Source organism: Mucilaginibacter ximonensis, assembly GCF_042686265.1.
Classification (GTDB): Bacteria; Bacteroidota; Bacteroidia; order Sphingobacteriales; family Sphingobacteriaceae; genus Mucilaginibacter; species Mucilaginibacter ximonensis.
This window is the reverse complement of record NZ_JBHUPD010000002.1, coordinates 898,612-919,173: the sequence shown is the minus strand read 5'-3', so window position 1 is coordinate 919,173 and position 20,562 is coordinate 898,612. Positions and strand designations below refer to the sequence as shown.

The 20,562-nt window shown below is 44.7% G+C and carries 15 protein-coding genes; 7 read left to right on the top strand and 8 right to left on the bottom strand.

Annotated features, from left to right (window positions below):
• Nucleotides 1-199: 199 nt before the first annotated feature.
• Nucleotides 200-892, top strand: coding sequence for a Crp/Fnr family transcriptional regulator (locus ACFS5N_RS11650; protein WP_377185542.1), 693 nt, complete (start codon nucleotides 200-202; stop codon nucleotides 890-892).
• On the opposite strand, the gene nirD is transcribed toward ACFS5N_RS11650, so the two are convergent.
• The gene (gene nirD, locus ACFS5N_RS11645; RefSeq protein WP_377185540.1) at nucleotides 889-1,233 is read right to left on the bottom strand and encodes a nitrite reductase small subunit NirD; all 345 of its coding nucleotides are present in this window, start codon (nucleotides 1,231-1,233) and stop codon (nucleotides 889-891) included. The two genes, ACFS5N_RS11650 and nirD, sit on opposite strands and share 4 nt — an antisense overlap.
• Before the next feature lie 222 nt (nucleotides 1,234-1,455).
• The gene (gene nirB / locus ACFS5N_RS11640) at nucleotides 1,456-3,948 is read right to left on the bottom strand and encodes a nitrite reductase large subunit NirB (RefSeq protein WP_377185538.1); all 2,493 of its coding nucleotides are present in this window, start codon (nucleotides 3,946-3,948) and stop codon (nucleotides 1,456-1,458) included.
• A gap of 279 nt (nucleotides 3,949-4,227) precedes the next feature.
• Here nirB and cobA point away from each other — a divergent pair, with 279 nt between their 5' ends.
• Genes cobA through ACFS5N_RS11625 form a run of 3 tightly spaced genes read left to right on the top strand, consistent with a single transcriptional unit; the run spans nucleotide 4,228 to nucleotide 6,483 of the window.
• Nucleotides 4,228-4,956 (top strand): uroporphyrinogen-III C-methyltransferase, encoded by a 729-nt coding sequence (cobA, locus tag ACFS5N_RS11635; RefSeq protein ID WP_377185536.1) that lies wholly within the window; start codon nucleotides 4,228-4,230, stop codon nucleotides 4,954-4,956.
• Between the two features lie 11 nt (nucleotides 4,957-4,967).
• Nucleotides 4,968-5,318, top strand: coding sequence for a DUF7009 family protein (locus ACFS5N_RS11630; protein ID WP_377185534.1), 351 nt, complete (start codon nucleotides 4,968-4,970; stop codon nucleotides 5,316-5,318).
• A 13-nt stretch (nucleotides 5,319-5,331) separates the two neighbouring features.
• Nucleotides 5,332-6,483, top strand: a complete 1,152-nt coding sequence (locus ACFS5N_RS11625; RefSeq protein ID WP_377185532.1) for a sialidase family protein — start codon at nucleotides 5,332-5,334, stop codon at nucleotides 6,481-6,483.
• A gap of 93 nt (nucleotides 6,484-6,576) precedes the next feature.
• Here ACFS5N_RS11625 and ACFS5N_RS11620 read toward each other — a convergent pair whose 3' ends face one another.
• The 5 genes from ACFS5N_RS11620 to ACFS5N_RS11600 all read right to left on the bottom strand — a co-directional run bounded on the left by ACFS5N_RS11620 (nucleotide 6,577) and on the right by ACFS5N_RS11600 (nucleotide 15,372).
• Nucleotides 6,577-7,869 (bottom strand): FGGY-family carbohydrate kinase, encoded by a 1,293-nt coding sequence (locus ACFS5N_RS11620; protein WP_377185531.1) that lies wholly within the window; start codon nucleotides 7,867-7,869, stop codon nucleotides 6,577-6,579.
• A complete protein-coding gene (locus ACFS5N_RS11615; RefSeq protein WP_377185529.1) occupies nucleotides 7,869-9,137 on the bottom strand; it encodes an L-rhamnose isomerase in 1,269 nt (422 codons plus the stop codon). The genes ACFS5N_RS11620 and ACFS5N_RS11615 overlap by 1 nt, the downstream gene beginning before the upstream one ends.
• Before the next feature lie 144 nt (nucleotides 9,138-9,281).
• Complete coding sequence (locus ACFS5N_RS11610) at nucleotides 9,282-11,402, bottom strand: bifunctional aldolase/short-chain dehydrogenase (RefSeq protein ID WP_377185527.1); 2,121 nt, start codon at nucleotides 11,400-11,402, stop codon at nucleotides 9,282-9,284.
• Nucleotides 11,403-11,536: 134 nt separating this feature from the next.
• Nucleotides 11,537-12,667, bottom strand: a complete 1,131-nt coding sequence (gene rhaT, locus ACFS5N_RS11605; RefSeq protein WP_377185525.1) for an L-rhamnose/proton symporter RhaT — start codon at nucleotides 12,665-12,667, stop codon at nucleotides 11,537-11,539.
• Nucleotides 12,668-12,678: 11 nt separating this feature from the next.
• On the bottom strand, nucleotides 12,679-15,372 hold the full coding sequence (locus ACFS5N_RS11600) for a glycoside hydrolase family 78 protein (RefSeq protein WP_377185523.1): 2,694 nt from the start codon (nucleotides 15,370-15,372) through the stop codon (nucleotides 12,679-12,681).
• A 243-nt stretch (nucleotides 15,373-15,615) separates the two neighbouring features.
• Here ACFS5N_RS11600 and ACFS5N_RS11595 point away from each other — a divergent pair, with 243 nt between their 5' ends.
• Nucleotides 15,616-16,641: a GntR family transcriptional regulator gene (locus tag ACFS5N_RS11595; RefSeq protein WP_377185521.1), complete on the top strand. Its 1,026-nt coding sequence runs from the start codon at nucleotides 15,616-15,618 to the stop codon at nucleotides 16,639-16,641.
• A gap of 228 nt (nucleotides 16,642-16,869) precedes the next feature.
• The gene (locus ACFS5N_RS11590; protein WP_377185519.1) at nucleotides 16,870-18,615 is read left to right on the top strand and encodes a PQQ-dependent sugar dehydrogenase; all 1,746 of its coding nucleotides are present in this window, start codon (nucleotides 16,870-16,872) and stop codon (nucleotides 18,613-18,615) included.
• Between the two features lie 37 nt (nucleotides 18,616-18,652).
• Here ACFS5N_RS11590 and ACFS5N_RS11585 read toward each other — a convergent pair whose 3' ends face one another.
• Entirely contained in the window at nucleotides 18,653-19,207 is a 555-nt protein-coding gene (locus ACFS5N_RS11585) for an RNA polymerase sigma-70 factor (protein WP_377185517.1), read from the bottom strand.
• A gap of 132 nt (nucleotides 19,208-19,339) precedes the next feature.
• Between ACFS5N_RS11585 and ACFS5N_RS11580 the strand changes: the two genes are divergently transcribed.
• Complete coding sequence (locus ACFS5N_RS11580) at nucleotides 19,340-20,428, top strand: FecR domain-containing protein (protein ID WP_377185515.1); 1,089 nt, start codon at nucleotides 19,340-19,342, stop codon at nucleotides 20,426-20,428.
• Nucleotides 20,429-20,562 lie beyond the last annotated feature (134 nt).

Below are 20,562 nucleotides of genomic sequence, written 5' to 3'. Positions count from 1 at the left end.
ATATTTATATAAACCAAGTTAAATATGATTTTTATAAAAATTTACATGATGAATTTTATACAATTTTGAAAAAATGGTAAGTTTATATACACTTAGCAATAAAATTTTTCAATAAAAAATTGAAATCGTTAAAAATTTATGACCAAAGTCAATTTAAAATTGATTATTATTGTATAATTAACTGATCTTATTATCTCAAATGAAGAAAGTATCCATAATTGATAATGAAGAATCTTGTTTTTTGTGCAAAAATTGCCTCAAGGAATGGATTCCGGCGATATTAGCACACAAAAAGAACTATAAAGTAAAAAAAGGTGAGGTTATTTTCAGAGAAGGCGATCCTGTTAAGGGTGTTTACTTTGTAAATAGCGGCGTTGTAAAAGTGCATAAGCGCTGGGGCGCCGAAAAAGAACTGATTCTGCGTTTCGCTAGCGCGGGAATGATCTTTGGTCACCGGGCTTTGGGTGGTGATGGCATTTATACCATATCTGCCACTGCGATACAAGAGAGCATCATTGGCTTTGTGGATACGGACTTCTTTGAGACTACCTTAAGGGTAAATGCTGATTTTACCTACAAACTGGCTATGTTTTTAGCTTACGATTTACGGGTATCCGAACGCAAAACACGCAATCTGGCACACATGCCGGTTAAAGGCCGTGTGGCGGAAGCCCTGATCGATCTGAAAAATCAATTCGGGATATCCCCGAAAGGCTTTATTAACATTGAACTGAGCCGTCAGGATCTGGCTTCATTCTCAGGCGCTACCTACGAGACAGTATTTAGGGTGATTAATGAATTGGTTAACGATGGCCTGCTTGAAGTATCAGGCAAGAGTATAAAGATAGCCAATTACAATGCTTTGCTTAAACTTACCGAAGAAGCAGCCTAAAGGCTGATAAATACCATCCCTTCCTCCACTTTTATCCCATACGTTTTTATTGACAGCGCTTCGTCAGTCAGACATTCGCCGCTTAACAACGAAAATGTGTTTTTATGAAACGGGCAAGCCACCTTCGGTTCGCAGTTTTCGCCTGTGCTGCCAATCATTCCCCGAGACAAAACCATTTGCTGTTTATGCGGACATAAATTTTGCGTAGCAAACCACTCGCCACGGCGGGTAAAGTTGTATACAGCAATTTGCTCATCACCTAACTTAACACAAGCGCCGCCATTTTCGGGGATATCAATGGTGCGACAGGCCAATACCCAGTTATCTACTAATGCTTCCATGTTGAAAATTCTTTATTGTTATAACCTTTATTGATTGCCATTTCTCGCTATCCTCGAAATGACAATGGTTTTATGGATGAAACAAGAAAATGACTTTAGTCCAATTTCTTGTTTCATTTTGTTTCACTGTGTTTTTGTAATTATTTGCAATTCAATTACTTGATTGAAAATCCTGTTTCGCTTGTTTCATTTGATTCACATTCGCGTGAAACAAACCATCCGTTACCACGAGGCTTTTACCTGATCGCGCATAGGCTCGAACTTTACGGTCGGGTCCTTCTCTTCAGGTGCGTTCACAAAGTGACTAAAGCGCTTGCGTAATTCCGGGTCCTCAATTACTTCTTTCCATTCGCAGTGGTAGGTATTAACCAACGTTTGCATCTCTTCTTCCAGTTGTTCGCAAATACCCAGGCTATCATTGATCACTACGTTTTTAAGATAAGCCAGGCCGCCGTCCATTTTGTTTAGCCATGTTGCGGTGCGCGATAATGGCTCAGCTGTCTTGATGTAAAACATCAGGAACCTGTCCAGGTATTTTACCAATGTTTCTTTATCAATATCACTAGCAAATAGCTCTGCATGTTGCGGTTTTGAGCCACCATTGCCGCACACATACAGGTTCCAGCCTTTTTCAGTAGCAATGATGCCAAAGTCTTTTGATTTGGCCTCGGCGCATTCGCGGATACAGCCACTCACCCCGCCTTTTAGTTTATGCGGTGCGCGGATGCCTTTATATCTGTCTTCAATCTCGATGGCAAACGATACGCTATCATGCAAACCAAACCTGCACCAGGTGCTGCCCACACAGCTTTTAACGGTACGCAGGGCCTTGCCGTAAGCATGTCCGCTTTCAAAGCCTGCATCAATCAACTCTTCCCAAATAGCAGGCAAATCATTCAAATGTGCACCAAACATATCAATGCGCTGGCCGCCGGTTATTTTAGTATATAAATTATAACGTTTAGCAACCTGGCCGATAACGATCAGTTTATCGGGAGTGATCTCGCCGCCCGGTATGCGCGGCACTACCGAGTAGGTACCGCCTTTTTGTATGTTGGCCAAAAAGCGGTCGTTACTATCCTGGATAGTATCTTGTTTTACAATAACATCATTCCAAAGGCTCGACAAAATGCTGGCTACTGCAGGTTTGCAAACCTCGCAGCCGTCGCCGTGGCCAAAATGATCGAGCGCCAGGTCATAGTTTTTGATGTTATTGATCTTAAGCAGATCGTAAAGCTCCTGGCGCGAGTAGTCAAAATGTTCGCAAATAACATTTTTGATATACTGGCCATTTGCTTTCATGGTACCGGCAATCAAATCTTTAACCAACGGCACGCAGCCACCACAACCGGTACCAGCCTTGGTGCACTTCTTGATACCATTAATATCAGTAATACCTAAATCAGCAACCGAGGAGCAGATGGTTGCTTTGTTTACAGCCTCGCACGAGCAAATTAATGCATCGTCGGGCAAATTCATCACGCCGGCGCCTTCGCTTTCCGCACCGCCTCTGGCTCCAAGAATCAAGTCCTCGGGATTTGGGGGCAACACCAATTTATTATTGACGGTTTGCAGCAGCATGTTATAGGCGTCGGCGTCACCAATCAAAATGCCGCCTAACAGGTATTGACCGTCGGTGGTAATGTTAATGCGTTTATATATGCCTTTATGGGTATCTTCAAAAACAATGGTGCGGCAGTCGGGCTCCGTTATAAAAGCATCGCCAAAGCTGGCTACGTCAACACCAATAAGTTTAAGCTTGGTGCTCATGTCGAAGCTGTAAAACAGCTTGCTGCCGCCGGTAATTTGCGAAACAACCACGTCGGCCATTTCATAACCCGGCGCAACCAGGCCATAAATCATGCCTTCGTACAAAGCGCACTCGCCAATGGCGAAGATGTTTTCATCGCTGGTTTGCATTTTGTCATTAACCAGGATGCCGCCGCGGGTGCCCACTTCAAGTCCTGCCAGTTTAGCCAATTCGTCGCGCGGGCGGATGCCTGCGGATATTACCAGCATGTCTACAGGTAATGAAGTTTCATCATTAAAATGTAGTGCATCGATCTTGCCCTCGCCAGCAATATGCGAAGTGCTTTTATTTAAATGGACATTTAACCCAAGCGATTTTAGTTTGGATTTCAGCATCTCGCTGCCTGCTGAGTCAATTTGCCTTGGCATTAGTCGCGGAGCAAATTCAATAACATGGGTTTCTTCAATGCCTAGATCTATCAGTGCCTTTGCAGCCTCCAGTCCTAACAAACCGCCACCCATCACCGCGCCGGTTTTAGCTTTGGCGGCGTAGTCTTTGATCAGGTCGAGATCCTCAATTGTTCTGTATACAAAAACGCCATCTTTTTCAACGCCCGGAACATCCGGCACAAAAGCTGACGAGCCGGTGGCTAAAACCAGGTAATCATATTGTATACTTACACCTAAAAGGGATCGGACGGTTTTATTGCGGCGGTCTATCTCCTGGATTGGGTCACCCAGGCGCAGCATAATGCCTTGTTCGTCATACCATGAAAGGGTTGACATGGAAAGATCATCAGCTGTTTTGCCGTTAAAATATTCGCTAAGATGAACTCTGTCGTAAGCGTGGCGCGGCTCTTCACCAAAAACAATGATGTTGAAGCCTGACGTTTTGGATACAAGCTTTTCGCAAAACTTGTATCCAACCATGCCATTGCCAACTACAATAATGGTAGGTTTTGTCATGACGGTTATTTTTATGTTAAAGCGTTTTTTATTTCAGTAAATACATTAAAGCGCGACCAGAACTGTATTTACAATAGCAAGTTTAGATAAAAGAATTGAAAAATCAAATAATTTTCCTATTTTAGTCATACAAATCACAAACAAATCAAACTATAATTGATAAATAACATGATTTACATCAGTAAAAAATTAAAAATTGATAAAAAATCAACTTTACATTGAAAATTTACAAGGATTTCTATTTCAAAAGCACCTATTTTTAATAATATACTAAAAACAATGCCAGATACTTTAAAAAAACCGGTGTTATATGTTTTGGGAGCCGGCCCCGGCGACCCGGAATTGATAACTGTTAAAGGATATCGCCTTTTGCAGCAGGCAAAAGTGGTACTTTATGATAATTTGGCCAATAAAGACCTGCTTAATTTAACACCGAAGGAATGTGAGCATATATATGTTGGCAAACAACCGTATGGTACCTACACTACCCAGGACGAAATTCATAAACTCATTAAGTATTTCGCCTTTGAAAAAGGCAGCGTAATCAGGCTTAAGGGTGGCGATCCATTTATCTTCGGTCGTGGTTTTGAGGAAATATTGTTTGCACGCCAGCAAGGCATCGATACTTATTATATACCCGGCGTAACCAGTATGCAGGCGTCTGGCCTTGAAGATATTCCGCTTACGCACCGCGCAATCAGTGAGGGTATTTGGGTGGTAACGGGCACCAAAAAAGATGGATCGCTTTCCGGTGATTTAAAACTGGCCATGCAAAGCAACGCCACCGTAGTTATTTATATGGGGATGAAACAGCTGGCATCTATAGCGAGTACCTATATAGATGCGGGGCATGGCGACACACCTGCTTCTATTATTCAGCATGCCTCGCTTCCACAGCAAAAATCGGTTAAGGGAATGGTGAAAGACCTGGTTGCTATGGCTGACAGCAAACAATTAAAACATCCGGCTATTATAATTATAGGCGGTGTAACCAACCTGGCTGTTTAAACCAAAATCTTATGAAAATCAGAATCAAAGGCAATGCCATACGTTATCGACTAACTAAAAGCGATGTCAACCTGCTTTATAAAAACCTTGATTTACAGGACAGCACCAGTTTTGGCAATCGCAGCTTAATCTATCAGCTTAAGGCCGCAGAACAAAAAAGCCTGACTGCCTCATTTGTTGATGATACCATAACTGTAATTATTCCTTCTGAAAAACTGGATGAATTGGCTCAAACCGATAGGGTAGGTTTTGACGGTAATGACGGCACTTTATATATATTGGTAGAAAAAGATTTTCAATGCCTGGACGATGTAGCTGAAGATCAAAGCGACAATTATCCTAATCCATTGGCTGCAAAATAGGTATATTGCATTTATGAAAATGCATTGGTTTAAATACCTCTTAATACTTATAGCAATTGCCGGCACCACTGTTTACGCAGCGGGGCAGTCTGTCCAGCCATCAGAAAACACTCAACTCAACTACATCTATAAACCCGGCGATGCAGGCTATAGCTGTTTCCGCATACCGGCGATGATTGCAACTGAAAAAGGCTCATTGCTTGCCTTTGCTGAAGGCCGCAAGAATGACTGCGGCGACTCGGGCGACATAGATTTAGTATTACGGCGATCAGAAGATGGCGGTAAAACCTGGAGCCCCGTACAGGTAGTTTGGAGCGATTCGACTAATACATGCGGTAATCCGGTACCCATACAGGATATCAGTACAGGAAAGATCTGGCTTGTCAGTACCTGGAATAATGGCCAGGATCATGAAAAACAGATCCGCACGCAGACCGGCAGGGACGGCAGGCGGATTTTTATTTTATCGTCGGATGATGAGGGCCACTCATGGTCCAAACCCAAAGAGATCACCCAAGAAGTAAAATTACCTGATTGGACCTGGTACGCCACCGGGCCGTGTCACGGCTTGCAAATAGCGAATGGTAAATTTAAAGGCCGCCTGGTAGTGCCGGTAAATCATGTCGAGCTGCCGTCCAACAAGAATTTCGTACATATTATTTATTCTGACGATCACGGCGCAACCTGGAAATTAGGTAACAATACCCCACAAGATGGAACTAATGAAGTTACTGCGGCCGAACTAGCCGGCGGTAATATCATGCTCAATATCCGCAATGCTGATCGTAAGAAGCATACGCGACTGTATACCACCAGCACAGACGGTGGCCAAACCTGGGCCAACCTGCAAACAGATACCACACTGATAGAGCCTATTTGTCAAGGAAGCTTGCTTAACCTTTCGCCCTCAAAAAATAAAAATATACTGCTGTTTAGTAACCCGGCCGATGTAAAAAAGCGCGCTAATTTAACCCTGCGTGCCAGCCTTGACGATGGCAAAAGCTGGCCGTATAAGCAGGTGCTTTTCGCCGGCCCTTCGGCCTATAGTGATATCGCGATTTACAAGAAAAAGCAAGTAGCTTGCTTGTATGAGGCTGGAAATGCTAAAGCTTATGATGGGATTGCGTTTCAGGTGGTAGGATTGAAAGGTTTGCTGAAAAATTAGGAAGGGTGTCATGCTGAGCCCGTCGAAGCATGCGAGCAAAGGCCAATGCTCGCCCTTCGACAAGCTCAGGGTGACAGCTATCGTTGAATGGAATCAAACCGTATGGCTCGTCCCCGAATAATACTTCAACGTAATCAAATCATTAGGCACGGGCTTATTGTTCCAGTTACGATGGATAGCCAGGGCTGTGCCCATAGCAGTGGCCTGTGCCATTGAAGCGGCATATACTTCAATATCCGGAAAAGCAGCAGCTAATAAATGCATAAACACCGAGTTTTTGCTAAAACCCCCGTCTACGAAAATCCTCTTTACCGGAGCACCCTTTAGTACATAGCTGGTGGAGATTTTTTGTTTATCAACAAGTTGATGCATTAGTTCATAATAAGCTGCTATGTCATCGCCTGGTATATTCGGGTCGTACGGTATATTACGGTATTTGATCGCGTCCGTGTTAAATTTTTGGGCGATGGCTTTAATGCCCTGATCATATTCATGCCCGCTAAACAGCCGCGAGGCTTTCACTGGCTTACCTTTGTATTGAATATAGTTGAGGCAATCGTTTTTTAATTCCTCAATGGTTAGCGGCGATTGATTAAAAGGGTTTAAACTGATAGACCAGGTACCTGTTGAAAGCAATACAAACGGCTCATTAAAACTGGCTAAATAGGGTATTAAAGCCGCCGAGCTGTCATGCAAGCCAATACCGGCCTGATACCACCGCCCGTTATAATATGACGGGATCCTTTCATCCGCCGGAGCTATCGGGGCGAGTATTTTATCCAAACCTTCCTGCTTCACCCAGTAATGGTAGTCATTCTTTTCAAAGTCCCATAAAGCAGTGTGGCAGCCAATGCTGGTAAGATCAGAAAAGGCCTTTCCCGTAATCAGATAGCTCAGGTACTGCGGCAAGTGCAAAGCGTATTTAATCAGCTTAAACAGTTCTGGTTTTTGATGTTTAATGCGATACAATTGCAGGCCCGAGTTCAAACTCTCCAAAGCTGGCGATGCTGTTTTGAATGCTATCTCCGCCTCGTCACCGTAGGTATCATAAAACTTCTTTTTGATATCCTCGGGATAAGGCTTCAGGTAATTGTATAACGGCGCTATCGGGTTACCCGCTTCGTCTAGATAGACAAAACTAGCACCGTAAGCTGAGAAGTTAACCGACTTTACATCATATTGATCCAGGCGGCTAACTTCATTCAGCGCATCAAAAACAGCTTTTTTAAGCGCATCGAGATTTTCGCAGGCAAAACCATCCTCGTCAGTGATTTCATTGAATCGCGCCGAACGTTCAAAAACAATGTTATAGCTTTCGTCAAAAAGAAAAAGCTTCTTATTGGTTTTGCCGACGTCAAAAACCGCTATGACAGGTATGGGTTCCATTATAAACCGGTTGCCTGAGTTTTGTCGCCTCGTTGTTTAATTAAACTTTTGCGCACTTCCTGCTCGCGAAAAACCGCGATTGGATCAAGCGCACCACCCTCTCGCAAACGTGCCTCGGCAATAAGCGGGCGCACATCTGTACGATAAGCGGCTTGTAATGTCTCTTGCGCTTTGGCTACATCGTTATTTAATTGAGCATTTACCAACGCTTTGGTATCAACCAATAAAGCCTGGGCGTATGCAATCTTGATGGCTTCTACTGATTGTAACAGATCCTCGATCGGGTCCTTCACATTGTGCGAAGCATCGATCATCCAGCCTATACCATTGGCATGGCTCAAACCGCGCGCATCCATACCCTCAACCAGTTCATTAAAAATCAGGAACAGTTGGTACGGATTGATGCTGCCTACGGTAAGGTCGTCATCGCCATATTTTGAATCGTTGAAATGAAAGCCGGCCAGTTTTTCTTCCATTAACAGTAAAGAAACAATTTGCTCAATATTGGTATTGGGCAAATGATGGCCAAGGTCGACCAGCGTCAGGGCCTTTTTGCCCAGTTTAGAAGCAAGCAAATGCGACTGTCCCCAGTCGCCTATAGTAGTCGAGTAGAAATTAGGCTCGAAAGGTTTGTATTCAATCCACATTTTCCAATCATCCGGCAGGGCTTCATAAATTTGCTGCAAACTATCCAAAGTATTCTGAAATGCTTTGCGGAAATTTAGCTGCCCCGGAAAGTTTGATCCATCAGACAACCAAACCGATAGCGCATTCGAGCCTAGCTGCACACCGTACTTGATCACGTCGATATTATGCTGAATAGCCTGATCGCGCACCGCTTTATCAGTATGATGCAGCGAGCCAAATTTATAGCTCAGTTTCTGATCTTTCTGATCTTGAAAGGTATTGGAGTTTACTGCATCAAAGCGCAAGCCATATTGTGCTGCATGAGCTTTAATGGCCGATGCGTTTTCCGGAATGTCCCAAGGAATATGCAGCGAAATCGAATTGCTTGAGCGGTTCAAGGCATGAATAGTACCCACGTCGGTGATCTTTTCTTCTAACGTGCGCGGCTCGCCACCGCCGGAAAATCTGCCGAACCGTGTACCGCCGGTGCCTAAAGCCCAGCTGGGTATCGCGATATTGAATGCACGCAGTTTTTTCAAAACGTCGTCAAGATCCTTCACATCCTCGGCCACAAAATCAAACTTGCGTTTGTGCGTGGCTAAATGCTGCCGATTATATTCATCAATTTTATGTTGTTCCATAATGTTGGTGTTTTTAGTCCATAGTCGATAGACGATGGTTCATAGTTGTTATTAGTTCGCAGGCGATAGACGATAGTGCATGGTTGTAATTCATAGTCATCTTATCACTATGGTCCATGGACTATGGTCTATCGACTAAAAATATTATCGCACAAAGGCAGCGGCCACACCGCCATCCACATTTAATACATTGCCGGTCGATTTATTCAATAATCCACCAGCAAAAACGAAGCAGGCGTTAGCGATATCATCCGGAAGAATTGTTTCGTTTAATAAAGTGCGTTTGGCGTAGTAAGCCGGCAGTTCTTCAACGGTAATGCCATAAGCTTTTGCGCGCCCCTCGGCCCAACCACCGGCCCAAATGTTACTATCGCTGATCACAGCGTCGGGGTTAACCACATTGACACGAATTTTATCGCCTCCCAATTCAGCTGCGTTCAATCTGCTCAGATGCAGTTGTGCGGCTTTGGCGCTGCCGTAACCTGCGTTATTTGGTCCGCTTACCAATGCGTTCTTGCTGACGATGTTGATGATGTCGCCGCCGATATCCTGTTTTTTCATCACCGCGGTAGCCGCTTGTGTTACCATAAACTGACCTTTCACCAATACGTCATACAACAGGTCCCAATCTTTTTCGGTATGCCCGGCTATGTCTTTAGAAATTGACAGGCCGGCATTGTTCACAATCAAATCCACACCACCAAAAGCCAATGTAGCTTTGCCAATAGCGTCTGCAATCTGGTCGGCCTTGGTTACGTCCAGAATCGCGGTAGTGTAGGCGTCTTTACCAAACAGTTTTTTAAACTCTTCGCCGGCACCTTCTAAACGTTCGGCATTCATATCATTCAATACAACTACGGCACCCTCTTGCGCAAACTTTTTGGCGATAGCCTTGCCAATACCCCCCGCGCTGCCCGTAACCAAAGCAATACGACCCGACAAAGCTTTTGGCTTAGGCATACGTTGTAATTTGGCTTCTTCCAGCAACCAGTATTCAATATCAAATGCTTCCTGGCGAGGTAGCGAGGTGTATTCAGATATAGCCTCGGCGCCTTTCATCACATTGATGGCGTTAATGTAAAACTCGGCAGCTACACGGGCGGTTTGTTTGTCTTTAGCAAAGGTGAACATACCCACGCCTGGGTACAAAATCACCACCGGGTTAGCGTCGCGTATAGCCGGGCTGTTATCGTGTTTGTGGGTGTTATAATACTCAGTATACATGGCGCGGTACGCCTCAAAAGCAGGCTGCAAACGGATTTTTAAGGCCGTGGCGTCGCTTAAATCTTCGTCCTTACCTAAATCGAGAACCAGCGGACTGATCTTTGTCCGCAAAAAGTGGTCGGGACAACTGGTACCTAGTGGTGCCAGGCGGTAAAGATCATTCGAGTTGGTAAACTCCAAAACCCGGGTATCATCTGTAAAATGCCCGATCATGTTTTGTTTTGACGAGCAGAAACCGCGCAGTATCGGCGCTAAAGCTATGGCCTGTTTTTTACGGCCTTCTTCGTCCAGGCTTTCAATTCTGGCACCGCCGAAGATTGGCCCCTTTTTACCATAGTTTTGCTCCAAGTACCCGGCGCATTGCTCAATTACCTCCAATGTATTCACATAGCTTTCGTAAGCGGTATCGCCCCAGGTAAATAAACCGTGCGAACCCAGCATAATGCCGCGGATACCCGGATTAGCATCCAGGCAAGCTTTCAATTGTAAGCCCAGGTCAAAACCCGGACGCTGCCATTCTACCCAGCCAATTTTGCCGCCAAAAAGTTCTTCGGTTATTTTTTTACCATCTTTTGCTGCCGCGATAGCGATAGCTGCGTCGGGGTGCAGGTGGTCTATATGTTTAAACGGAAGGAATCCGTGCAGGGGTGTGTCAATAGACGGTGCTTTTGAAGCCAGATCATAAATGGTATGGTTAAACAATTCCACCATTTCGTCTTCATATTGCAGGTCTCGGTAAACGTTTTTGAGGTTACGCAATCTGTCAACATATAGTGCTGCCAAACCGCTTTTGGTTAACGTACCTATGTCGCCACCTGAACCTTTAATCCACATTACTTCGACTTCTTCGCCGGTAAGCGGGTCTTTCGCCATGGCTTTGCATGAGGTGTTGCCGCCACCGTAGTTGGTGAGGCGCAAATCGGCCCCTAACAGGTTTGAGCGATATATTAACAGCGCTACTTCATCACCGGCAAGCCTGGCAGCCGCCTCGTCATCCCATAAGTAGCTTACGTGCTTAAAATTTGTTTCTTTGACAGACATTGTTGTACTCTTTATATGTTGTTGTTGGTTATTTCATTACAAGTTTTAAAAGGGTGTCATGCTGAGGCTCTCGAAGCATGCGGGCAAAGGCCTTTACGCTCACCCTTCGAGAGCCTCAGGGTGACATCCTCTTTTTATTTCTTCAATTCCAGTTGTGCCGTAGGCTTCGCCTCTTTATCCTTCAAATTATTACCATAGCCCACTATAATTACTGATAGTATGATAGTTACTATACCGGCAATCAAAACACTCTTGGCCTTTTTGCTAACGCCTTGCCATTCCTTCAAAACCAAACCCCACATGTTAGCAATGAGGATGATGAAGGCCATGTGCAAGATCCACGAGCTGGCGCCGTTGCCCAACTTGCTCTCGCCCATGCCATAAAAGAAAAACTGCAGGAACCAGGTGGTACCCGCCAATGCCGAAAAAACGTAGTTTTTTAACAGGGGAGTTTTAGGGTTGGTATAATCGCCGAAGGTTTTGTTGCGGGCATTCAAAATCATGCACCAAACAAAGTTAGTGGTTAAACCGCCCCACAAAATCACCACATAGGTAACGTTGTTTTTGTACAGAAAATTTTGGCTAGGGTCGGTTATGTGGTGCGATAATCGCCAGGCGTTGTTAGCCGCATTAGCCATATCGGCACCGGCATCAATACCAAAAGCAAAGCAGGCACTCAATACACCGGATACGATGGCTACCGCGATACCCAGCCCGAATTTATAATCTTTATTGTCGACATTGGCATTGCCCTCTTTAGCCAGATCACGCTCTTTCAGGGTACCTGCACGTCCGCAGATAATGATGCCTATCACGCAGATCAATATCCCCAGTAAAACCAATTGGCCCCATTGGTGCGAAGCTAAAATACCGATGCTGTCCTTTCCCTCTTTTGGTGCAAATTCATAATAAACCGCCGGCACCAAAGCGCCAAAAACCGAGCATAAACCCAGGATGATGGTGCTACCTAAGGACACACCCAGATAGCGCACGCCCAGGCCGTAGGTCAAACCGCCAATGCCCCATAGTAAACCGAAGAAATAGGTTAATGCCAATATGCCGCCATTTGTTGCCGAAATGATATCGCCGAAATGCGGAATGGTTAACCAGGCGGCTATAGGCGGAACGATGAGCCACGAAAATAAACCGCCCACAATCCAGAAACTTTCCCAGGCCCAGCCTTTAACTTTTTTGTAGGGGATGTAAAAACTTCCGGACGCAAACCCGCCGATGAAGTGAAATATAACACCGAATATTACTTCCATTGTGTTTAGGTTTAGTTTGCTGTGGTGAAATGATAGGTGCCCGAGCCTACGTTAACCGCGGTGTAGCCTGCAATCTGATCGCCGGCCCTGGTTACTGCTTTGCCGCCCTCGGTAACTGCATTATCGGCTTTGGTTGGTACGTAGACAGTGGCGGTTGTATTAGCCGGAATGATAACATCCAGCACAAAATTGCCGTTTTCAACCTTCCAGTGCGAGCTGGCTTTGCCGTATGGGGTTTCATAATCAGCCCTTACGTCGGTTAAATTACCACCAACAGTTGGCTTTATAATGATACCTTTATAGCCCGGCTGTTCGGTTTTGGTATCGATACCAGCTACAGTGCGATACATCCAGTCGCCAATAGCACCGTAAGCATAATGATTGTAAGAGTTCATTGACGGCACTTCCAGTTCGCCGTCAGGCTTAATACCATCCCATCGCTCCCAGATAGTGGTTGCGCCCATTTTAATAGGGTATAACCATGATGGGTAATTCTCTTGTAATAACAATCTGAACGCTGCATCGGTATGGCCATATTTGCTCAGTACGTTACACAGGTAAGGCGTACCCAAAAAGCCGGTAGTTAAATGGTTGCCATAGCGGCGGATGTTATCAGCTAAACGGCCTGCCGCTTGCTCTCTCAAATTCTCAGGCAGCATATCAAACTGCAGCGCAAGTGCATAAGCAGTCTGTGTATCTGATGATATCAAGCCATTTGGCGTAACGTACTCTCGCATGTAGGCATCCTTCACATCGGCCAATAATTTAGTGTAGGTTTCTACATCTTCAGTTTTCCCTAACACTTTAGCCGCATTGATCACCAATTGCGTTGAGCAAGCATAAAAGCATTGCGCAATTAAATATTTACTGGTGATAGCGGCGGTGCCGTCGTTATCGTCGTTACGTGTGTAAAACAACCAGTCGCCAAAATGCCCGCCGGTGTTCCACAGATTGTTGTGGCTGCGGCTTTTCATAAATCCTACCCAGGCTTTCATGCTGTTGTATTGATTTTCGAGAATCTGTTTATCGCCATAGGCCAGGTACATGTTCCAGGGAATAATGGTTGTTGCATCACTCCAGCCTGCACTGCCGCCACCGCCGGTAGGATGCCCATTGTCAAAAGCATCAGGAATAACGTGTGGCAGGCTGCCATCAACAAACTGATCAACAGCTACATCTTTCAACCATTTGGTAAAGAAGGCATGCACGTTCATGTTAAAAGTCGCTGTGCGCGAAAAAACTTCTGCATCGCCGGTCCAGCCCAGGCGCTCGTCGCGCTGCGGGCAGTCGGTCGGGATATCCAGGAAGTTGCCTTTTTGTCCCCATTGAATATTGTGCTGCAGTTGGTTGATCATTGGGTTTGAGCAGCTGAAGGTTCCGGTAGGCGCCATATCCGAGTAAACGGCGGTTGCGGTAAAATCCTCCGGGTTAATATCGCCCGGATAACCCTCAATACGGATGAAACGGAAACCCTGCCAGGTAAACTGCGGTTCGAATATTTCTACGCCATTCCCGCTCAAAATAAAGGTATTTTGTGCCTTGGCATCGCGCAGGTTATCGGTATAAAAATTGCCAGCTTTATCCAATACCTCGGCGTGCGAGATCACAATTTTATCGCCTGCCTTGCCGCGCACATTAAACTTCACCCAACCCACCAGGTTCTGACCAAAGTCTATCACCTTTTCGCCCTTTGGCGTGGTGAATAGTTTGATGGCTTTAAAGGTTTCGTGTTTGCGTACCGGTTCGTTTTGAGTGGCAATCAGGTCGTCTTTTGGATAGTTACCTATAACGGCATTTTTCCAGCTGCTATCGTTAAAACCGGGCTTGCTCCAGCCCTTTTGTTCCATACGGGCGTCGGTGGTTGAACCCATATAGATCTCTGCATAACGCACCTCGCCGGTTGATGTTTTCCAACTATCGTCGGTAGCAACAACAGCCGTGCTGCCATCAGTGTAAGTGATATTGATCTGCATCAGCAAAGAAATATCCTTACCATAAATTTCATGGCGGGTACCAATACCATAAATACCGCGATACCAACCGCTGCCCAGACTCGCACCTACGGCATTTGCCCCCGGTTGCAGCAAGTCAGTCACATCATACGCCTGATATTGCAAGCGTTTATTATAGCTGGTATAACCGGGCGTTAAATAAGCATCGCCTACACGTTTGCCATTAATATGGGCCTCATACAAGCCATGTGCAGTAATATAGGCTGTAGCTGATCTTACTTTTTTGCTGACATTAAATCCTTTTCTGAATAAGGGGCTGGGTCTTGAAGCCTCTTCCTGTCCCGGGCCTATCCATTGCGCTTTCCAGTCATCGGGCTTTAATAAACCCATGCGAAACATCGCACTGCCCTCGGCCGACTTGCCGTGATTGTCCCAAACCTTTAGGGTCCAGCTATATTTCTCGCCTGCTTTTAAGGGGCTGCCCTTGTAGTAAATATAAAGGGATTGGTCGCTGTTTACCTTGCCTGACGACCAAACCACGTGCTTGTTATCGTCGGTAACTTTAATCTGGTAAGCGGTTTGCATTTCGTTACGGGTGGCTCCGGCATTCAACTGCCAGCCGAAACGAGGGGATTGAGCATCGATGCTTAGCGGGTTGACCAGGTTCTCGGTCATAAGCTTTTGCACCTTAACTTGCGCCATACTGATTTGTCCCGCAAACAGGCCAATAAATAAAAAGAAAGCTTTTCTCATTGTTTATTTAAAAAAGGATGTATAATTGGTTATGGCAAGTTAACAAAATTCAATTGGGTTAACTATCCCCTACTGTCCTAAGCTGAAGCGTTTCGTTGACAGTAGTTACAGCGAAGAATGACTTTCGCTTTTATAAAAATGTCATCTCGACTGAAAGGAGAGATCCATACACATGTTTTTGAATTACGCGTGTATAGATTTCTCGCTATCGCTCGAAATGACAAAGTTGTTTATGACTGCACAATGAAAAATTACCTAAAGGTCATTCAGATCGACGAGCATTCTATCACGCCAAAATATCTGCAGATATGCAACTCCATACTGCGCGGCATCGAGGATGGCTCGGTAGAGAAAGACGATATTCTGCCATCCATTAACGATTTGAGTATTGCCCTTGAAGTTGCCCGGAATACCATAGAGCGGGCTTATAAGGAACTGAAGAAATACAACGTTATTAACTCGGTAGCTGGCAAGGGATATTTTATTAGCAATGTCACGTTTGACCAGCCGGTAAAAGTGTTGTTGTTATTTAACAAATTGAGCAGCCATAAAAAGATCATTTACGATGCCTTTGCCGAAGTGTTGGGCAGCAACGCGGCAATTGACTTTTACATTTATAATAACGACTTCAACTTTTTCAAAAAGCTGTTAACCGGCAACATCGACCATTATTCCAAACTCATCATCATTCCGCATTTTATTGAAAATTCAAGCAGTGCCAGAGCGGTAATTGACCAGTTGCCAAAAGACAAGCTGATACTAATGGATAAATTGCTCGAAAACATCAGCGGCGAGTTTGGGGCGGTTTACGAGAATTTTGAAAAGGATATTTATAATGCGCTGTCACAACTGCTGGATAAGCTGAGCAAGTATCATACATTAAAAATCATTTTCCCCGAAAACAGTTACTATTCAAAAGAGATATTAACAGGCTTTGTCAACTTTTGCCGTCAGTATGCCTTTGAGTACGAAACCATCCATAAGCTTAAAAATGAAACCTTACAGCCCGGCACCGTCTATATTAATTTAATGGAGGACGACCTGGTTGAGCTGGTTGAAAAGATAATAAGCGATAAACTGAAAATTGGCCAGGACATTGGCGTGATATCCTACAACGAAACACCGCTTAAAAAGATAATTCTGAACGGTATTACTACCATATCCACAGATTTTAAAATGATGGGGGCTAAAGCTGCTGAGATGGCGCTGAATAATACCAAGGAGCATGTGGCCATTCCGTTTAAGGTGACGTTGAGGGATAGTTTATAAGACCTCTCCCCGGCCCTCTCCAAAGGAGAGGGGGAGAGGCCAGCAGGTTTAAAAATGAAGACCAAAATCAAACATAAATAAGAAGATAGGCCAGCGAGCGAGCGCACCCTCTCCTTTGGAGAGGGTCGGGGAGAGGTCTTTGTATCTAATTTGATACTTATCATTCAAAAACCCACACACTTATTTATATTAGTTGACGAAAGATCAACACCAATTAGATTAACCTTTATGAAGCGAAAAACAAGCGGTTTGTTATGGCCGGTGCCACGTTATGCGTTTACGGTGCTGGCGCTATTGGCCAGCGTCAATGTTTACGCGCAAAAAAAAACGGGGACCTACTCCACCGATAAAGCGATTATTGACAAAGGCGAGGCACTGTTTCAAAAAAATTGTACGGAGTGCCATAACTTCCGTCAGCGTGGTATTGGGCCTGATCTGGCGGGGGTAACCGGCGAGCAAACGTATACCTATTTGAGCCGTTTTATTAAAAATTCGCAATTGGTAATTAAAACTGGAAATAAGCATGCGGTAGCGCTTTTCAATGAATTTAATAAGGTGCCGATGCCCTCACATCTGCAATTTACCACTACTGATCTGAATGCCATTCTGTCGTTCATCAATACACATAAAAAGGTTGTAGCGGTTGAGCAAGACCTGGGCGATTTAGGCCCGAAGATAACCAACCCGCAACCCGAAAAAATTGCCAAAGCGGGCTTGACTTTAAAGTTAACTGAGTTTGCCACGGCGCCAGCTACATCAACAAAAAATCCGCTTACGCGAATTAACCAAACCTTTGTGCTGAAAGGGCCGGGAGGTGACCGTTTATTTATGCTTGACCTGCGTGGCAAGTTGTATGAAATTAAAAATAAACAGTTTACCACAGTAATGGATATGGCCAGGCTGAAGCCAGATTTTATCAGCGAACCGGGTCTGGCAACGGGTTGGGGCAGCTATGCTTTCCATCCTGAATTTTATAAAAACGGCTTATTATATACTACTCATACCGAAAGAAAAGGATCGGCCCCGGCTGACTTTGCTTACGCAGATTCCATCCCTGTGGCGCTGCAATGGATAGTGACCGAATGGAAAGTTAAAGACCCTAGCGCATCAACCTTCGAGGCCACACCGCGCGAATTGTTTCGGGTAAACATGCCGTCGCCTATGCATGGTATGCAGCAAATTACATTTAACCTGCAGGCTAAACCTGGTACAGCCGACTATGGTTTGCTTTATATCGATATTGGCGATGGGGGCTCGGCCGAGAACGGCTATTTACAGCTCTGCGATAATCCGACACAAATCCGGGCTTCGGTACTGCGCATTAATCCGGCAGGTCGCGATAGCAGGAATGGCAAATATGGCATTGTAAAGGCTAACACCTGGGCGCATGATGCAGACCAAAATACGCTGGGAGAGGTTTATGCCCGCGGTTTTCGAAACCCCAACCGTATAACCTGGGCGCCCGATGGCAAGGTGCTGGTGTCTGAGATCGGTTTTAATAACCAGGAAGAGATCAATATCCTGAAGCCCGGGCTGGATTACGGCTGGCCTTATCGCGAAGGCACGTTCAAGTTGGTTTTTGCGGGTAAGAAAAGCGGGATTTATAACCTGCCCGTGCATGATGATCCGAAATACACTTATCCGGTAGCCGAATACGATCATGACGAGGGTAATTCTATCTCGGGCGGATTTGTTTACACCGGTAATATCGCAATGTTAAAAGGCAAATACATTTTTGGCGACATTGTGAAAGGCCGTGTTTTTTTTGTGGATTATGCCGATTTAAAGCTGGGCAAGCAGTCGACTATTAAAGAATTCGATCTGCAATTTGGGGATCAGAAATCGACTTTTATTGATATGGTCAGGAACAAAAAGGCCGACATGCGCTTTGGTTTGGGCGAAAACGGTGTATTGTATATATGGGCAAAAACAGATGGCAAGATTTGGCAGGTAACTGACTGCGTGACTAACTGATCAAAACTCAGCGGTTTGCAAAGTGCGCCCCCCTGTGCTATTTGCTTCCGGCAGTATCTTTTATAGCCGCCGATATTTTTTTGAGTGCAATAATCAATTGATTTTCGACAGTTTTTACGGATATATTGAGCAAAGCCGCTACTTCTTTATATTTCATGCCATCCTCCTTAATAAGCTTGAATATTAGCTTACATTTAACAGGCAGGTTATTGATCAGGCCATCCAGCGCCTCTACCTTTTCTTTGCTGATAAGCACACTTTCCGGATCTACAGAACAGTAAGCAGCTTTGTCGTATAAAACCTCTTCGTCTACATAAACGCGATTGCGCTGGCTGCGCAAATAATTAAGTGACAGGTTTTTTACCGATACAAAAAGGTAGGTGTTCAAATTTTCAATTTCGTGGAAGGCGCTGCGTTTTTTCCAGAGGTTGATGAGTACGTCATGGACAATCTCTTCGGCAGCTTCGCGGCAATGCACCAGCGACACAGCAAAACGATACAGCTTTACAAAATATTCCCTATACAGTTCTTTAAAGACCTGCTCATCCTGCAAGGCAGCATGGTTCAATTCTTCATGAAGGATAATCTGCATAGGTACAGAAGGTTGTTTACAATGGTTTAATAAAGGTATGGTATTTAGTTTATAACCATTGCTCAAAAAAATCGTTTTAAAATATTTTTTTTCCTTTTGGGGGTATTGTGACTTTTCTGTGTCTTAAACCATATGACATCAGAAGAAAGGGCCTGGTTTTTAATTGCACGTTCGGTTTCGGGCGATATTACACCTCTCGAAGCAGAAGAACTTGATCATATTCTGGCGGCTCATCCTGAGCTGAAAGCAGAGTATGATCAGCTTATGCGTTTAAGATTAGATGCTCCGGTGGCTCCTTCTTTTGACGAACGCCAGGCTTTGGAACGCGGCCTGCACAAACTTGAACATGCGCTTGTAAATGAAGATCGCTCTATGGAACGCTTGTTGTTTAACCATGAGCCTGAACCATTGCATAGCCGCTATCCAAAATGGTGGATGGCTGCGGCGTCTATTGTTGCTTTGTTTGCTGTGGCGGCCATTATGATGCATTATCTAAAAAATCAAACCATAAATCATACTCAACAACAACTGGCTACTACTTACGGTAAACGTATCCATACGGTATTGCCTGATGGCACTTCGGTTTGGCTGAATGCCGGTTCAACTATTAAATATGCCGACAACCTGGTGGTTAACGGTAAGCGCGAAGTAACGCTAAACGGCGAGGCGTATTTTGACGTAAAACATGATACCGTACAACCGTTTATAGTACATGCCGGTAAAATGAGCGTAGTAGTATTAGGCACAGCCTTTAATGTACGCGCCTACCCCGGCGATACTTATATGGAAACCACCCTGATACGCGGTAAAGTGCAGATAATTAACGAGAACAAGCCTGCACAAAACATCGTGCTTTACCCTAACGAGAAAGTGGTACTGGCTACACATTCAGAGCTTACCCAAAAATTAAAACTTGCGGTGAAAACTGTCGCGCCTGCTGATTCGATGTCGACAGAGAAAATAACGCTGCCTGACGAGGCCATTACTGAAACCGGCTGGGTTAACAATAAGCTAAGCTTTAAAAACGAAAACTTTACCGATCTGTCGCAACAACTTGAACGCTGGTATAATGTACAGATCACCTTTGATAATGACACTTACATCACCAAAGAATTTACCGGAACATTCAAAAACCAATCCATTGACGAGGTAATGAGCGCCCTGCAAATTATCGAGCCGTTTCATTATAAACTGAAAAACAACCAAATACACATATGGTAACCAACCAATTAAACACAAAACTTAAAAGGAGAAGAAAGGAAGACACTGCATGACCTAAGAAAAAACTACAGCATATTAACCCCAAAAAATAAGGAAGTGCTGCAACACTTCCTCTGATAGTTGGGGTTAGCTCC

Excerpts from the sequence above, each read along its gene's own strand:
- ACFS5N_RS11650 (WP_377185542.1), top strand. The coding sequence starts at position 200 with ATGAAGAAAGTATCCATAATTGATAATGAAGAATCTTGTTTTTTGTGC.
- nirD (WP_377185540.1), bottom strand. The coding sequence starts at position 1,233 with ATGGAAGCATTAGTAGATAACTGGGTATTGGCCTGTCGCACCATTGAT.
- nirB (WP_377185538.1), bottom strand. The coding sequence starts at position 3,948 with ATGACAAAACCTACCATTATTGTAGTTGGCAATGGCATGGTTGGATAC.
- cobA (WP_377185536.1), top strand. The coding sequence starts at position 4,228 with ATGCCAGATACTTTAAAAAAACCGGTGTTATATGTTTTGGGAGCCGGC.
- ACFS5N_RS11630 (WP_377185534.1), top strand. The coding sequence starts at position 4,968 with ATGAAAATCAGAATCAAAGGCAATGCCATACGTTATCGACTAACTAAA.
- ACFS5N_RS11625 (WP_377185532.1), top strand. The coding sequence starts at position 5,332 with ATGAAAATGCATTGGTTTAAATACCTCTTAATACTTATAGCAATTGCC.
- ACFS5N_RS11620 (WP_377185531.1), bottom strand. The coding sequence starts at position 7,869 with ATGGAACCCATACCTGTCATAGCGGTTTTTGACGTCGGCAAAACCAAT.
- ACFS5N_RS11615 (WP_377185529.1), bottom strand. The coding sequence starts at position 9,137 with ATGGAACAACATAAAATTGATGAATATAATCGGCAGCATTTAGCCACG.
- ACFS5N_RS11610 (WP_377185527.1), bottom strand. The coding sequence starts at position 11,402 with ATGTCTGTCAAAGAAACAAATTTTAAGCACGTAAGCTACTTATGGGAT.
- rhaT (WP_377185525.1), bottom strand. The coding sequence starts at position 12,667 with ATGGAAGTAATATTCGGTGTTATATTTCACTTCATCGGCGGGTTTGCG.
- ACFS5N_RS11600 (WP_377185523.1), bottom strand. The coding sequence starts at position 15,372 with ATGAGAAAAGCTTTCTTTTTATTTATTGGCCTGTTTGCGGGACAAATC.
- ACFS5N_RS11595 (WP_377185521.1), top strand. The coding sequence starts at position 15,616 with ATGAAAAATTACCTAAAGGTCATTCAGATCGACGAGCATTCTATCACG.
- ACFS5N_RS11590 (WP_377185519.1), top strand. The coding sequence starts at position 16,870 with ATGAAGCGAAAAACAAGCGGTTTGTTATGGCCGGTGCCACGTTATGCG.
- ACFS5N_RS11585 (WP_377185517.1), bottom strand. The coding sequence starts at position 19,207 with ATGCAGATTATCCTTCATGAAGAATTGAACCATGCTGCCTTGCAGGAT.
- ACFS5N_RS11580 (WP_377185515.1), top strand. The coding sequence starts at position 19,340 with ATGACATCAGAAGAAAGGGCCTGGTTTTTAATTGCACGTTCGGTTTCG.